Genomic DNA, 13503 nt, shown 5'->3' on the forward strand with positions numbered 1-13503 from the left:
CAACTAATTTTTTATGTTTATATGGCATATAGCTCGTTACCTTAACTGACGTTAATAGAAACAAGCGGGAGGTTTTACGAAATCATCAGAGCCAATATTACACTAACCAAGATTGTGAGTATAGACTCATATCTCAATCCCAAGATTTTTTAAATCCATCCTCGAATTGGACAAAAGTGAGTTAGAGTGTTTACGTAAATAAGCGTTGTCAGAGTTAGGTGGGATAAGAAAATATGCCTTTGCAGGGCTGAAAACAACAAAAAGACAATTCAAGGTTGTCTCTTTGTCAGTTTGGGTATCAAAGGTTCATACTTTTAAGGTCTTATTTTGCATATTATAGAAGTCACCTACACAGTACTCACTTTGGTTGAGGTCGCTATCAATCATGGAAGTGGTAAAGATGATTTGGTGTTCAACATCTAGAGAGTTGGATAATTTCACGATCTCACGCTGAAAGAGTTGGCTGCGCTCTTCTTTCATACCTTTATCTTCAATGTTATCCATAAGCAAAAAGCGAGGATACAGATAGGAAGGATCTTCACAAGAGCACTTGAGCATAGCTAGTCTGAATGCGTTCTTTAGATATACCATCGAACTAGCCGAGAATAAGGCTCTTTCATCAATAGTCACTCGATCTTCAGCAAAGTCGAACTCAACCTTGCTACCATCAACAAATATTTCTTCGTGTCCTGCATCAGCTTTAAGAACATCTAGCGTCGCTTCTGATAGCTTTATCTTCTTCGCTTTAAGGTCACTTTCCATACGCTGAGTTAACCTAGCGATTTCATCGTCTAGTTTGGTGAAGTCTTTCTGCAACGTATCTCGCTCATCATACAGCCCGTAGAGCTTAGCAAACTCTTTCTTGCTATTGTTAAGTGATCTGATTTCGTTACGCAAACCACCGATTTCACTAAGCTTTTGTCTTAACTGTATATTTACGGATCTTTGAGGTTTGCGAATAATCTCTAAGTCTCGTTCCAACTCACCTAACTTAGTTTCAAGCTGGTTCGATTCAACCCTTTGCTCATCAAGCCTTTTTTGCTTCTTCTCTATTAGAAGAAGGGACTCGGCAATCTGGAACTCTATTTCTTTCCTAACCTTAAAAGTAGGATCAATATCATTATCCGATTCAGGTTTTGTCGTGCCACACAAAGAACAACCTGTAGGTTGCGCTTTAACTTCTGTTTGGCATGCTGGACAGTGATTAAATGCAAAGTCAGACAGAGCATTGATCGCATCTTGAGTTTCTTTAAGAGCTGTAACTCTTCGGCTCAGCGACTCAATAAACATTTGAGAATCATTGATCTCAAATGACGTTTTGGCTATTTCTTGCTGACTTGCCGTATACTTTCCTCTTGCTTCCTGAACCTCAACAATTAGTCTTTTAAGCACTTCATCTTCTGTACTACCATCTTCTGATGGGCTAGAAAACGATTCAACCTCTAGCTCAAGAGCATCTATCTCTTTGCGTTTTTCTTCTATCTCACCATCTATTTCACTAACAGATTTAATTGTATCACCCAAAAATGAATGAATGGTTTTGATCTCCTTGATTCGGTTTTCCAATGCTAGTTTCAAGCTCTGTAATCTGACCCGTTTCTCGTAGAGTTCAAAATCAGACAAGCCGATCAAAAGTTCACCGATAGCTTGACGCTTGTTTGGTGAATCGAACTTATCAAACTTAAATAGTCGATCTGGTGAAGTCATCTGGTCTACATAGAGCATTCTAAGCAACTGGTGCATTGTGATGCTGTTTTTGTCATCTGACTTTGAATACGGCATACCAAGCTCTTTGAACAAGGCTTGATAAAAACTCTCTTTTGTATTGGCGTTATAAGGGTGGCGAGTCCAATCAGTAACAGCTGCAACCGAAGCGGCTTCATAGCCTCCACTAAAGATATCCATCCCTTTTCTACCACCCTCTGAGATTTCTCGCTTCAAGGTGAACAGATTACCACTTAGGGATGTCTCTACAAAAACAAAGCTACACTGCTTCGCTTCATTCTTGAGCTTGGTTACATCACCACCTAGCCCATAAAATATAAAATCCGAGATCGTAGACTTACCAGAGCTGTTTACGCCTCTGATAATGTTCACACCTGCCGTGAACTTTTCATCGTAGGCAATGCTATTGCCTTTCGTAATGACTAGCCTTTTGACCAATAGGAAAGGTTTATACTGCGTCATATCTGTATTCCATTAAGCCTGTTCTTTTCTTAAGTCCACTTTCACCAACAACCTCAATCGTATTAAGGGTCTGGAATAGCTTACAAAATAGCTCTGTAGACTCATTAGAGTTGTCGTTAATCAGCCTTCGAATTGACGGACTATAGAACCCCTCAGAGATCCGCAACTTACCGTTTTCTTCCTCAAAAAGACCCTTTGCCTTTAGTATTTGAAGAGCTTGTATATGGTAGTCACCCATCTCTGAAAATAGTCGCTTCTTGTCTGGTAGAATTTCGTATGGTTGCTCGATTGAGCCAAAGCTACGCTTCAACGCAGCGATTCCTCTAGCTCTTGGAAACTCAATATCTTTAACAAGATGCGGGAATAGGTAAAACAGATCGTAAATACGCAGCCTTACCGAGTCAAAATCCTCTAAATCTTGCATACTTGCGATGCTGATAAACCTAAACATACAGTGGTAAAGATCGTTTCTTGGATGATAAATAATCACTTTAAATCCCACTCTATATAGCAGTTGCCTGTAAGTATATACAGCACTCCGTACAACTCATCTTTGTCAATATTGAGGCTACAACCATGAACACTTTCTAACACAGGCTGGATGATTTTATCTTCAACTAACTCATTGATCTGGTAGTCTTTAAAGTCACCAGATTTGATGCATGGTGAAATCTCATGGAGAAACGTGGTTCTGATGTTAGTAAGAATGTACGTATAGAGTTCTTGAGCCGATTTGTAGTGCGAGAACTGCATTATCTTCATTGATACACGCTCTTTTACATCCATAGCGTAATCTAAAAGATAATCTCTGTTCCCATCGGTGAGCTTTTGCCCTAGATCTCGAAGTTTCACTTCAACTTTTCGCTCCAGAAAGTTATTGAGCTGACCAGAAAATACTTTGTACAGTTCATCCTTCTGAATCTCTCGTTCATGCTCTTCAACAAGCTCTCGCAGCCTGCGATCTTGACGATACATAACTGGAGCAGCATGATTATGCGTTATATGGGTAGAGTTATCATGAACATCTCGTCCACCGACATGCCCCCCAGCAGCAACTTTGTCGAAAGAGGCTTTATTTGAATCCAATACCGACACTTATTACCCTTTCTTATCTCTACCAACAACGTCACCACCAGCGCTAATGTTGCTCATAGTTACTTTGTTAGAAGACGCTTTAGACTTAAAGAAGAAATAGCCAACAATAGCAACAATAGCTGCTACGAACGAGCTAACAACGTAAACACCTAAGCCAGAAAACAAAACATCGAAATTATCACTGACCCACTTTAAAGCTTCTTCCACTCTAATATCCTCGTGATTTTTCCCTAAACTTTACAAGGATTTAATCTTCGTCACAAATATACAAGCCTAAAAAGCCTACTTACTTCTCAATATATGCAACCACGCGATTAACTATATAGATGTATGGCTGAATCGACCAAGCTTCTTTGGAGATTACACAGATTAGAAAAAATTACGTCAAATTGCCCATACTATATATAATGAATAAGCAGTCTAAATTGAAATGGGGCAATTTTGTTCTAGCAATTGAAGCTTACTCATGTCATTTAGACGATAATAACTGAAACCTGAGCGTCTCCGCATAGGAATCAAGCCACAGAACCCTATCAGCATCCATTTGTGTTCCTTCCAATACAGTTTCAACATATCCCTTATATTCACAACACATAGCATTGACAACTGTATCTTCAGTTACAGCCTTATTATCTAACAGTTTGTAGTCTCGATTGTAGGCTTCTTTCAGTGCAGCTTGTGGGGAGTCGGCACGGATAAGAAAGTAAGTTAGCCAATCAGATATGCAGTACAACGTCTTTGAATTCGTCATCAATAAACTCTCACACAACAAAGCATTAAGATACCACGTGCATATATGCTGCGTTGTGGCTTAGGCCTAAAATCTCACCCTTCACCTTGCTAGACCATCGCGAAGCGATAAACGAAGGTCATACTTACCGCGTGTATGGTGTCAATCGACTGTGTTGGAAGTGGTGCAGCCTTAAAGGCTCCAGTCAGCTTGCTGACAAGTAGAGCCGCTTCCTTTCTACATCCTTCAGGATGTATTCCTTAATATTCATTATTTTCATTACTATCCGTTCTAGTCGAAGACTATGAAAAGTAGTTATTAGGAGCGTAAAAACAGAGTGAGAACTCAGAGCATATCTAGGAGTAGTAGATAGAAACAGAAATGTGACTTTAGTCTCACAGCGCTAGTGATCAAAGAATCATTAGGTGTAATAATGCTCAATAAAATATGTTACAATGTCACATATTGACTGTGTTTTTGTTAACAACAACGAAAAAAGCCCCAACTAAGGGGCATAGAAGCAAGATTATCTATATGGGGATAGGGGGCGTTGTAGGCGCTTGATTTGGGCCTGTATCGCTCGCTTGTGCACGCTCTTTACGGCGGCGAGCAAGTAGGGTGATTGGCGTGAGAATGTACTTAATGGGGCGCTTCCACTGTGTAGCGCGTTTCTTAAGATATTTACGTGCTTTAGCTTTCGCTTCTAAGCGGTTCTGTAATATACCTAAATCAGCGAAATATTTGTCAGTCACTTTCTTGATAGAAGCAAGGCCGCGCCATTTCTCTAAGTTGTCTTTACCTGTGTAACGCTCGCGAGGTTGAACCGATGTGATCCAACCTTTTTTCACTGCATACTCTTTGCACTGTTTAACGCGCCATTCGGGCATATTGAGTTCTTTAGACACATAGCCCCAAGTACGAAGGAGAAAGCCGTTTTGTGTATCAACGCCGATTTTTCCGGTCGTCATGCACATTTCGTTAACCAAAACATACATAAAACGGGCAACATCGTTAATCATGGTTTCTTGGCTTGTGCGGCCGTTCTCAGTAAGGAATGCTGTAGACGAAGATGGATTGTTAATGATTCGAGCCATTAATGAATAATGCAGACGACAAAAAGGGCGCTCTTGGCGCTTCTTCTTTTGTTGTTCGTTATGCACAAATGGATCGTAGCTCATGTTGTTTAAGCTACCTCGAATAATTTGGTAGTTTGACGTTGGATTGACATGTTTCTGATCCTTTATTAATAAACCTGGTCAATAATTAAGAGATAACGATTCCTTTTTCAGGTAGCCCCCATAGCGCTTCGAATCACTTAGGGGGCCAAAAGGATGATCGCAAAGTCTCCCGACTTGACGTGTCTTCGTATCAGCAAAGCATCTCAATTACTTAGTTCAACTCAGACGTAGAGATTAAAGCCTAATTCACGGCTGGATGGAAGGGCTCGACATCCACACTATAGACCATCTATGCTTGCATTCGGAGGTAGAAAAATGATTAGTTCATTGGACTTACTAAATCGCTTAAAGGTTGAAAAACAATTACTTAGCAACAGGTCTGTTGCTAGATACTTGGAACTTAGCCACTATACAGTCAACCAAATTGGTAAAGGCGGCGTTTGGAATGATGATCTAGCGTGTGAAATAGCAGAAATCTTAAACTTAGATGTAGATTTAGTTTTGTTATCAATCATTGCTGAACGTTCCAAGAATGAGCGAGTAATTGAAGCTGTTGAGCGTGTTACGCACAACAAAAAGATAGCTTGATAACCCGAGACCAAAAGTAAAGGTATCTAATTGATTTAATTAGAAAAGATGCCTTTATTTTTTGCCTCCTTTAGTGCGCATTATTCCTATTATGTTAAACGTGCAAGTTAGCCATCAAAAACAGCCCTCAGAGCAGCTCAAACGTTCTTGGCGAAGATTTTAGATATTTAATCCTTCCATACTGCCTTGTAAGTTTCTGACGTTTTCATAGTGATTTACAGGGCAAAAGTAAGTAAGTTCATTTGAGCCAAGAACGGCGCTATGCCTCCCACTTTATGTACTTTGTAAGTTTTAGGTATCAGATTAGTTATATTTGATCAAAACCCACCCGACCGAGAACGTAGGCTTTTTGCCAAAATAGGTAGGATAGTTGGTGTAAATACTGCTGATACTAGTCTTTCGTCGCTTCATGGATGGCTTGTTTGGTATCACCCCATACTTTGGATGAGTCATCTTTTACGCCTTGCCAAGTGTTTGAACAGCCAGCAATAAGCATAATCATGGCGATAAATGCAACTTTCATTTTTTTCCTTAAGTTGTTCAGTTGTTGTTAACTATATCAAAAATGACAAAGACAAACAGGCATTTGCTCTTTCTTTGTACTTTAGACTAAGTCTAAGCTATCGCAATAGTGAATAACCTAGCTGTTCCAATTGAAATCGGTTTATACTTCGACTGTTATAGAAATGATTTTTTTAGGAATGATTAATGGAACTTGAAGCAGTTGCAAAGGCGCTTAAAGAACTTGGCCACCCAACCCGTTTATCTATTTATAAGTGCGTTGTTAAAGCGGGTAAGAAAGGCGTTGCTGTTGGGGTTATCCAAGATATGTTGGATATTCCAGGGTCTACTTTGTCTCATCACATTTCGAGTTTGGCGTCTGCAAACCTTATTACTCAGCGCCGAGAAGGGCGAATATTGTATTGTGTGGCCGAGTACCAAAATCTTTCAGAGGTGATTTGCTTCCTTCAAGCTGAATGCTGTATTAATGAGTCTTGTTAATACAATCCCCTTTATGTAGGATAAATATTTATGATTTCAGCACTGTATGCTTCGATATTAGCTGTGTTAATGATTTGGCTTTCTTTTCAAGTAATTAAACAACGCCGAAGTGCTAAAGTTGCGTATGCCGATGGCGGCGTTAATGCGCTTCAAGTTGCTCGTAGTGCGCATAGCAACGCGGTTGATTACATTCCTATTACTCTAATTTTGCTGGTGCTAGTTGAGTTCAATGGTGCTAGTCCTTGGATGATTCATGTTATTGCTATCTTGTTTGTTGTCGGTCGGGTGATACATGCTAAAGCTATATTGGCAGAGAGCTTAAAGGGCCGAATTCAAGGCATGAAGTTAACGTTTTTGTCGATGGCATTACTGATTGCTTTAAACTTGGTTTATCTTCCATACAGCCAGTTATGGTAGCAACTCAGGGTGAACATACGTTGGTCCTTATTCCTTACTTGTCTGTTAAACTTTTTTTGCGTTTTACTTCAGCCGTTTTATGTTTTGAGACGGTTAACGTTTTTATAACAAAAAAACTCCTTCCCCCATTTTATATGGGATCATTCGACCTGCCATTTGGTCCTGATGAGGAAAAGTATAATGAATCGAAACGATAACGTCCCCTTGCCCAACAATACAAGCGAATGGCTGTTTAACCGTAACAGCTTAATTGTACTTGCAGACATTGCCTTGTTTACCGCCTTATATTTCACCTTGCCTTTTGAGTCTCAAGTTGTGCTTGGCCTAAGTATGCTGGTTTTTATTGCTATTCTTTGGCTAACTGAGGCGTTACATGTCACCGTTACCGCTATTCTTGTTCCGGTTATGGCGGTCATGTTTGGTATTTTTGATACCCAGACAGCTTTGAATAACTTTTCAAACTCAATTATCTTTCTATTTCTAGGTGGCTTTGCTCTTGCTGCTGCAATGCATCGTCAGGGGTTAGATAAAGTTATTGCGGATAAAGTCTTAGTGATTGCGAGAGGGAAGATGAGCATCGCTGTGTTTATGCTTTTTGGTGTAACAGCTGGCTTATCAATGTGGATTAGCAATACAGCGACAACGGCAATGATGTTACCACTTGTTTTAGGCGTGCTGAGTAAAGTTAATTCTGAAAGTGGCCATAAAACCTATGTGTTTGTGCTGTTAGGAACAGCATACAGCGCTAGTATCGGTGGTATAGCGACTGTTGTGGGTAGCCCGCCAAATGCGATTGCCGCAGCAGAAGTTGGCCTTACTTTTACCGATTGGATGAGTTACGGTCTTCCAGCGTCGCTACTGCTGTTGCCCATTGCGATTGCGGTATTGTTTTATGTTTTAAAACCTAATTTATCTGGTCAGTTTGAGTTAGAACATACCCCTGTCACTTGGGACAAAGGAAAAATGGTGACTTTAGCGATCTTTGCTTTAACCGTTTGTTGTTGGATTTTTAGTAAGCCGATTAATGCCATGATCGGCGGTTACGCAAAATTTGATACCATCGTGGCCTTGAGCGCTGTGATAGCAGTCAATTTTGCTCGGGTTGTTCATTGGAAAGATATTGAGAAAACAGCGGACTGGGGCGTGTTGTTACTGTTTGGTGGTGGTATATGTTTGAGTAATGTACTCAAAGCGACGGGGACCAGTGTATTTTTGGCGAATGTGCTGAGTGAGTTGATTTCAAATATTGGCATTGTTCTTATTATCGCGATCATCGCCGCTTTTGTGGTTTTCCTTACGGAATTTGCCAGTAATACCGCAAGTGCTGCTTTGCTTATCCCTGTTTTTGCTAGCGTTGCCCAAGCATTTGGTTTACCACCAGTGGTGCTTTCGGTACTGATTGCTGTGGCAGCTTCTTGTGCTTTTATGTTGCCAGTGGCCACGCCACCTAATGCGATTGTGTTTGGATCTGGTCATATCAAACAGAGTGAGATGATGAGAGTTGGTATCGTTCTGAACTTGGTTTGTATTGTCATTCTTACTCTTATAGCCACTTTGTTTTGGATTTAGTAATCTGACAGAGTTCGATGGCCACGGAATCTTCCCTACTTTTGACTTTCCTTAAGGTCTTGCAATGGCTAAACCTTGAAGAACAATACATACTGAAAAGGTGAAAGTAAAGAGAGCGCTTGGATGAAAAATGAACTTGAACTGACTAAGGTACTGCATGCTTATGAAACGGTAATGTCAAAAGGTACGCCAACGGAATATGGTAAGATTTACGAGGGTGTGGAAGCGTACTCAGATTATGACGGATATAGTGTTTATCTACGAGGTAACGGTGTTGAACTCAAAATTGGGTTTCATAATACCTATAACCTTGAGTATGATCAGGAACATCTGCGTGATAGCTTCCTTAAAAAGGTCGCTATGTTAGCCAAATAACAGAAAGCCCTATCTAGGGGCTTTCTATTCGAACTTAATCTTCTTCGACTAAGGTACTGTTATTGGGATAATCTTCAGCGGCTTCCGGTTTACTTTGACCAGTTAAGGTATGGAAACGCTTTCTGCCTCTAGCTATCTGTACATACTTAAGCCACACTCTCTCTATCTTCGACTTGGCTTTTAAGGGATTTTCTAGCACTTTGATGAAGTGTTTTTCCTCAGCGTTTTCTGGTTTAATTTGGCCGGTCTCTAAACCCAGCATAGTGTCACCATAAAGGGTTAGAATTTGTTCTTCGGCAAGCGTAAAATCACCAGATTTAGCAAAGCCGCGTGGGAACTTTTTATTGTCAAAAAAACGTTTTTTACCATGACGAAATAGAGTGTCAGACATAGTAGGTCGCCTCTGTTAACCTATTTAGTTGAACTAAAACGAAAAGTAGGCGTAAATTTAGCAAAAGAAAAACAAAACCTTTTTATCGTGTCCATTAAACACTTTTATTAAGGTTGTAAATCTGTTTATCTAGTAGAAAGTATGTTGAACCCATTAATGTTGGTCCTAATCGAGGTCTTTTCATGGATGTTAAAGTCTTCAAGACATTTTTAGAATTGGCTAATGTCCGCCATTTCGGGCGTGCCGCTGAGAATCTTTATATTACTCAGGCGGCAGTCAGTGCTCGTATCAAACAGTTAGAAAATTACTTTGATACCCAACTTTTTATCCGTAATAGGAATAATATCAAGTTGACGTCTTCTGGAGAGCGTTTGGTGGGGTATGCTGAGGTTATGGTCGCGACGCTTCAGCAGGCTAAGTTGGAACTATCACTTGAGAGTGGTAAAGCGCTACAGTTAACAATGGGTGGTACACCTAATGTTTGGGATGCATATTTACAAAATTGCTTAAGTATCGTTACAGATGCATTTGGTGGCTATGGTTTTATGGCTGAAGTCATGGGCCGTGAATCTCTTAATCGCAGCCTACAGGAAAGAACCTTGGATATGGCCTTTGCATTCGATCAAATTAAAGCTGATGAACTGCATTGTAAGCGAGTTGCCGACATCATTTTGGTGCTGGTATCTACTGATGAACATCACATAGGGACGGTTTTTGAAGATAAATATGTCTACGTTGATTGGGGTACCAAATTTGCCTCAGAACATGCGGGGAGGCATCCTAAGATCCCAGCACCTTATTTGAGAACGTCAACGGCGCGTATTGCGCTTGATTTTATCTTGGAAAAAGGTGGAAGTGCTTACTTACCCACATCACTTGTCGAGCCATTTATTACCAGTGGTCAGCTTTTTAAGGTCAGCGGGGTTGATGAGTGGAATCGTCCTATTTACTTAAGTTACCGTAAAGCAAGTTCTTCTATTGAGGCTATTGAGCAGGTTGAAGAATTAGTTAGGGATATTGACCCTACCACCGCTTATTCATTGCAACAAATGGCTGATCTGCCATTGGAAGAATAGATCTAATCCAATAACCTAATTCTGATTAAGCGGAATTTGATTTCCTTATCATAGATTCCTTTGATCAGTTAAGCGTGTTGAGTTGGATCTTAGTAGCCCATTAGCTGTAACAAATTTTCAGCGGTAGTGATGGCTTCTTTGCGATTAGTAATCGCGAGTTTTTGATATAGGTTGCGAATGTGAGTTTTGATGGTTGTTCCAGCAACATCGAGCTCTTGCGCTATTTGCTCATTGCTAAAACCAGAATAAATTAAGCCAAGCACTTGCCATTCTCGTTGAGTAAGGGGGCTAGTACGTACGAGCTCCGGAACACTGGGGTGGTGGATTAATTTATCTACAAATTCTTCGTCGAAGTGTATGGATCGGCTTCTTTGACTACAAGATATTTCCTTAAGTAATTGTTGAGCCCGATGACGTTCAAGATCGCTGAGTTCATTTTTAGTCACTAGCTTGTCTAGTACAGAGCTAATTCGTGCTCCCTCAATAAGAAAATTACCTAAAATTCCTGTTTGATTTGTTAGTTCTAGAGCTTGTTTTAAAAGTAACTTTGCCCTTGACTCATCGTGTTGGGCCGTTGCGAGAACAGTCTCAACAATTAAATTTCTGTTGTTATCTGTGACTAGCTGATTACTGTTGGCTTGTTGTTGTAAAAAACTCAGGGTTTCAGAAGCTTGATCAAACATACCTAAATTGATTTGAGCTCGTGCCATGTTTCTCCATTGAAGTTGAGTAAAATGGTTACAAGCATCTTTTGGCTTTGGTGTTGTTTCTAACCAGTGTTGCATGGATTCCATATCATCTCGTGCTTGCCAAAATAAAATTAATGATAATGACGCATTGGCTGTCCAATCGACATGGTAAATAGATTGTTTTAATAAATGGGTAATTTTATCGATGAACTTGCTGGCTTTATCTATCTCTCCTCGAGCAATGGAGATGCGAGCAAGCATGGAATAACAATGAAGGTGCTTACTTTGGCTGGCATCACATAGTATATTTAGCCCCTTATAAGAGCATTCTTCAGCTTCGTCAAGGCGATTCCAGCACCAGAAAACCTGTGCGCGAAGGCGGAGCAAAAATTCGTGCATAGGGACTTGTTGCAATTGGTGTTCTTCCACCAATTTGAAGGCATTTTCTTGAACTTCGAACGCTGCTTGAACATAGCCTTGTGCAATAAGAATTTCACTTTGTTGCAGCATCGCCCATAACGCTTGATGATAAACTTGATATTGGCGAGCCAGTTTTTCTGTTTGCTGCATCATGGGGAGCGCACGGTTTAGATACCCCAATACATGGTTAACTTCACCAATCACAGAAGTGGCGACGATCCTACTCCTATAAGTGTTACTATTGAGTTGGCCTAAAGATAGTTCAGCGAGCTCAAGCGCTTTTTCAGGTTCATTTTGGTTAATCGCCACCTGAGCACGCAAGGCATTAAACTCTCCTTTTTGTTTCGTACTTAGAGATACATTAAATGCCTTCATTTGTTCATCTGCGACGGATAATAAATCGCCCACATCATTGTATCTATGCTGACTTTGTGCCAACCAAGCCTGAAGCATACATAATTTAGGCTCACTATAGAGCTGATCTGGAGAGAGTGTATTAATAGCATTTTCTAATGTTTGCAGTTCACCACGGTTGAACATTTCCCAGCCATAGTTGCATACAATATCTGCCGTCAGCTGGAGGTTGCCTGTTTTTTGAATATGATGAAGTGCCTGATGAGGAGATGACAGTTTTAACCATGCTTGCGCCGCTGCTTGATGCAACTCTTCTTCTTGATGCGGGATACGTGCGGTTCGCTCATGAGAGAGGAATTCAGCAAACAAATTATGAAAGCGGAACCAGTTTTGCTCTCCTTCGAGTGGGTGTATAAATAATCCATAGCGATTGAGCGATTCAATAACATTAAGAGCATCTTTTCTTTGGGTGATCTCAGCCGCTAAAACATCATTGAAGTGGTCGAGAATAGAGCATTGCAATAAGAATAGACGTGTGTCTGCTTCAAGTTGATCAAACACTTCTTCAACTAAATAATCCCATAAGTGGCTATGGTTAAATTGTGAGTATGATTCAAGTGATTGGGCCAAACTTTTATGTTGATGTTGAGCCTGCAAAGCGATGAGTTGTAATGCAGATGGCCAGCCTTCAACATAATCGCGTAAATGATTGACAACAGTATTATCAATGTCTCCTGAAATTCTGGATCTGAAGAATCGAGTGGTTTCCTCATTGTCAAAAGCGAGTAGTTCATCACTCATTTCTATCATTAGATCGCGAACTCGTAAGTTGGCGGTGCCAAGAGGAGGGGTGGATCTGCTGGTGACAACCAAAGTGAGGTTGTCTGGCATATGTTTGATGAAAAAGCGCAGTGATTCGTGGATTTCGTTGTTAGATATAAGGTGGTAATCATCGAGAACGAGATAACATTCCTGTTGATAATGAACAAGTTCAGCGCAAATTTGACTAAAAAGAGAGTGAAGCGATGAAAATTGTCGTTTTTCTACCAGCTTTTGTGAGGCTGTACAAGAGTTGTGAGCCGCCTTGTTCAGCGCCCGCAATAGATAATTCATAAACCGAAAAGTGTCGTTGTCACTCTCATCAATGTTATACCAACCAACATTCGACTTATCTACCAGCCATTGTGATGCCATTGTCGTTTTGCCGTATCCTGCTGGCGAACGAAATAGTATCAGCTTATAGCAAGGAGCATTTTGTAATAAATCTAGAACTCTTGGACGAATAATGGCGTTGTGTAGCCGTCCTGGTCGGGTTAACTTAGAAGGAATCCACATCTTTTTCCCCTGTTCTCCGATAATCATAATATCGATTTATCTTTGGAGTGCATCTGATAATGATATCGATGTTACTTGAGAACCATAGAGGCAGTTA

Annotated in this window: 15 protein-coding genes; 6 read left to right on the forward strand and 9 right to left on the reverse strand. The window is 40.5% G+C overall.

The window, feature by feature from the left end; genetic code table 11:
* Nucleotides 1-306 precede the first annotated feature (306 nt).
* From OCV27_RS16685 to OCV27_RS16710, 6 genes are all read right to left on the reverse strand, one after another.
* The gene (locus OCV27_RS16685; RefSeq protein WP_125322465.1) at nt 307-2187 is read right to left on the reverse strand and encodes an AAA family ATPase; all 1881 of its coding nucleotides are present in this window, start codon (nt 2185-2187) and stop codon (nt 307-309) included.
* Nucleotides 2174-2677 carry an ABC-three component system middle component 5 gene (locus tag OCV27_RS16690; RefSeq protein ID WP_337969467.1) on the reverse strand — a complete coding sequence of 168 codons (504 nt, stop codon included), beginning with the start codon at nt 2675-2677 and terminating at the stop codon, nt 2174-2176. The genes OCV27_RS16685 and OCV27_RS16690 overlap by 14 nt, the downstream gene beginning before the upstream one ends.
* Complete coding sequence (locus OCV27_RS16695) at nt 2674-3282, reverse strand: ABC-three component system protein (protein ID WP_125322463.1); 609 nt, start codon at nt 3280-3282, stop codon at nt 2674-2676. The genes OCV27_RS16690 and OCV27_RS16695 overlap by 4 nt, the downstream gene beginning before the upstream one ends.
* A 3-nt stretch (nt 3283-3285) precedes the next feature.
* Nucleotides 3286-3489: a hypothetical protein gene (locus OCV27_RS16700; RefSeq protein ID WP_125322462.1), complete on the reverse strand. Its 204-nt coding sequence runs from the start codon at nt 3487-3489 to the stop codon at nt 3286-3288.
* Between the two features lie 262 nt (nt 3490-3751).
* Nucleotides 3752-4033, reverse strand: coding sequence for a hypothetical protein (locus OCV27_RS16705; RefSeq protein ID WP_125322461.1), 282 nt, complete (start codon nt 4031-4033; stop codon nt 3752-3754).
* 509 nt (nt 4034-4542) lie between these two features.
* Nucleotides 4543-5190, reverse strand: a complete 648-nt coding sequence (locus OCV27_RS16710) for a hypothetical protein (protein ID WP_125322460.1) — start codon at nt 5188-5190, stop codon at nt 4543-4545.
* Between the two features lie 315 nt (nt 5191-5505).
* On the opposite strand from OCV27_RS16710, the gene OCV27_RS16715 reads away from it, so the two are divergent.
* Nucleotides 5506-5778 carry a hypothetical protein gene (locus OCV27_RS16715; RefSeq protein ID WP_125322459.1) on the forward strand — a complete coding sequence of 91 codons (273 nt, stop codon included), beginning with the start codon at nt 5506-5508 and terminating at the stop codon, nt 5776-5778.
* A gap of 391 nt (nt 5779-6169) precedes the next feature.
* Here OCV27_RS16715 and OCV27_RS16720 read toward each other — a convergent pair whose 3' ends face one another.
* Complete coding sequence (locus tag OCV27_RS16720) at nt 6170-6301, reverse strand: entericidin EcnAB (RefSeq protein ID WP_125322458.1); 132 nt, start codon at nt 6299-6301, stop codon at nt 6170-6172.
* Between the two features lie 185 nt (nt 6302-6486).
* Here OCV27_RS16720 and OCV27_RS16725 point away from each other — a divergent pair, with 185 nt between their 5' ends.
* From OCV27_RS16725 to OCV27_RS16740, 4 genes are all read left to right on the forward strand, one after another.
* The gene (locus OCV27_RS16725) at nt 6487-6780 is read left to right on the forward strand and encodes an ArsR/SmtB family transcription factor (protein ID WP_125322457.1); all 294 of its coding nucleotides are present in this window, start codon (nt 6487-6489) and stop codon (nt 6778-6780) included.
* A 30-nt stretch (nt 6781-6810) separates the two neighbouring features.
* Complete coding sequence (locus tag OCV27_RS16730) at nt 6811-7197, forward strand: MAPEG family protein (protein ID WP_125322456.1); 387 nt, start codon at nt 6811-6813, stop codon at nt 7195-7197.
* 180 nt (nt 7198-7377) lie between these two features.
* Nucleotides 7378-8766 carry an SLC13 family permease gene (locus OCV27_RS16735; RefSeq protein WP_125322455.1) on the forward strand — a complete coding sequence of 463 codons (1389 nt, stop codon included), beginning with the start codon at nt 7378-7380 and terminating at the stop codon, nt 8764-8766.
* Between the two features lie 123 nt (nt 8767-8889).
* Nucleotides 8890-9141, forward strand: coding sequence for a DUF3081 domain-containing protein (locus OCV27_RS16740; RefSeq protein ID WP_125322454.1), 252 nt, complete (start codon nt 8890-8892; stop codon nt 9139-9141).
* Nucleotides 9142-9175: 34 nt separating this feature from the next.
* On the opposite strand, the gene OCV27_RS16745 is transcribed toward OCV27_RS16740, so the two are convergent.
* Nucleotides 9176-9532 (reverse strand): MaoP family protein, encoded by a 357-nt coding sequence (locus OCV27_RS16745; RefSeq protein ID WP_125322453.1) that lies wholly within the window; start codon nt 9530-9532, stop codon nt 9176-9178.
* 182 nt (nt 9533-9714) lie between these two features.
* On the opposite strand from OCV27_RS16745, the gene OCV27_RS16750 reads away from it, so the two are divergent.
* Complete coding sequence (locus OCV27_RS16750) at nt 9715-10608, forward strand: LysR family transcriptional regulator (protein ID WP_125322452.1); 894 nt, start codon at nt 9715-9717, stop codon at nt 10606-10608.
* A gap of 89 nt (nt 10609-10697) precedes the next feature.
* Here OCV27_RS16750 and malT read toward each other — a convergent pair whose 3' ends face one another.
* Entirely contained in the window at nt 10698-13406 is a 2709-nt protein-coding gene (malT, locus tag OCV27_RS16755; RefSeq protein ID WP_125322451.1) for an HTH-type transcriptional regulator MalT, read from the reverse strand.
* Nucleotides 13407-13503 lie beyond the last annotated feature (97 nt).

Source organism: Vibrio pectenicida, from assembly GCA_024347015.1.
Taxonomy (GTDB): domain Bacteria; phylum Pseudomonadota; class Gammaproteobacteria; order Enterobacterales; family Vibrionaceae; genus Vibrio; species Vibrio pectenicida.

Coding starts and splice junctions, on each gene's coding strand:
- OCV27_RS16685 (WP_125322465.1), bottom strand. CDS start 2,187: ATGACGCAGTATAAACCTTTCCTATTGGTCAAAAGGCTAGTCATTACG.
- OCV27_RS16705 (WP_125322461.1), bottom strand. CDS start 4,033: ATGACGAATTCAAAGACGTTGTACTGCATATCTGATTGGCTAACTTAC.
- OCV27_RS16710 (WP_125322460.1), bottom strand. CDS start 5,190: ATGAGCTACGATCCATTTGTGCATAACGAACAACAAAAGAAGAAGCGC.
- OCV27_RS16715 (WP_125322459.1), top strand. CDS start 5,506: ATGATTAGTTCATTGGACTTACTAAATCGCTTAAAGGTTGAAAAACAA.
- OCV27_RS16720 (WP_125322458.1), bottom strand. CDS start 6,301: ATGAAAGTTGCATTTATCGCCATGATTATGCTTATTGCTGGCTGTTCA.
- OCV27_RS16725 (WP_125322457.1), top strand. CDS start 6,487: ATGGAACTTGAAGCAGTTGCAAAGGCGCTTAAAGAACTTGGCCACCCA.
- OCV27_RS16730 (WP_125322456.1), top strand. CDS start 6,811: ATGATTTCAGCACTGTATGCTTCGATATTAGCTGTGTTAATGATTTGG.
- OCV27_RS16735 (WP_125322455.1), top strand. CDS start 7,378: ATGAATCGAAACGATAACGTCCCCTTGCCCAACAATACAAGCGAATGG.
- OCV27_RS16740 (WP_125322454.1), top strand. CDS start 8,890: ATGAAAAATGAACTTGAACTGACTAAGGTACTGCATGCTTATGAAACG.
- OCV27_RS16745 (WP_125322453.1), bottom strand. CDS start 9,532: ATGTCTGACACTCTATTTCGTCATGGTAAAAAACGTTTTTTTGACAAT.
- OCV27_RS16750 (WP_125322452.1), top strand. CDS start 9,715: ATGGATGTTAAAGTCTTCAAGACATTTTTAGAATTGGCTAATGTCCGC.
- malT (WP_125322451.1), bottom strand. CDS start 13,406: ATGTGGATTCCTTCTAAGTTAACCCGACCAGGACGGCTACACAACGCC.